The organism is Synechococcus sp. R70.1 (assembly GCF_047461675.1).
Taxonomy (GTDB): Bacteria; Cyanobacteriota; Cyanobacteriia; order Thermostichales; family Thermostichaceae; genus Thermostichus.
Genome location: NZ_JANSHR010000064.1, coordinates 1 through 946, shown reverse-complemented (window position 1 = coordinate 946; position 946 = coordinate 1). Strand labels below are relative to the sequence as shown.

The following is a 946-nucleotide window of genomic DNA, read 5'->3' as shown; positions in this document are numbered from 1 at the left end:
CAAGGGGACTTCAACCTGCATCAGACGGGGGACGGGCAGCGGCTGGAGGAGTTCAAAACTCTCCTTGAGTTCGACCCGCAAACTGGCCTCTACAGAAACTTCTACGGGCGGCTCCGGAGGGATGAAGACCGGCGCTTTGCCCGGGCAGCCCAGGATCTCTGGCGGCCCAGCGAGGTCTTGGGCGACTCGGTCAATATCCTCTCCGCCGATTTCTGCGACGGCAGCATCGACGACGGCTTTGTCCAGGATGGCACCCTCGATGGCGGCGGCAGCAACTACACCTCCGGCCAAGACTACGCAGGTGGACGGGCCTCGGCCCCTCGCCGCAACGACTACTACGGCTGCAGTGGGCCAAACCTAGGGGCCAACACCTCCTTCCTCAACCAGGCCCTGGTGATCCGGGGCAACAACTGGCCGGCTCCGGATCCGGACAGAGATGGTGCTGGGGTTCTGCGCTTCGACAACACGAACGGGGCCCAGAACCTGGGCGACAACCTCAACCAGCCGGGTTGGCCGGATGTGTTTGCCCGCGACACCATTCTGGCTCCCTTCAACAACGCCGATTCGGATCCCAATAACGATGACAGAACGGCGGGCGGTGGCGTGCCGGCAGTGCGGCCCTTGCGGGCACCCGATGTGGGCTATGCCAACTTTGGGGTGCGCATCTCAGCTTTGGGCAACCCGGTGCTGGATACCTCCCGTTGGGTGATGGTGGCTCCCCTCGGGCCTTGTCCGAATCCGGGCGGCGCCGGCCTGCTGGCCGAGTACTACAACGGCTGGCTGACCAACCCGCAGAACCGGTACAACCGCAACACAGGGTTTGCCACCAGCGGAGCCGTAGGCCCCCTGGCCGAAGAGGCTCAAAGGGACAACCTGCCCTACCTGCGGGCAGTGCGCTGGCCGGATCCGGTGTTCCCGGCGCAAGGAGTACCTGACGCCATTGGTC

At 64.7% G+C, this 946-nt stretch carries 1 pseudogene; it reads left to right on the top strand.

What is annotated here, in order from left to right:
• Positions 1 to 946, top strand: a pseudogene (locus tag NW807_RS08090) (type II secretion system protein); the annotation flags it as partial.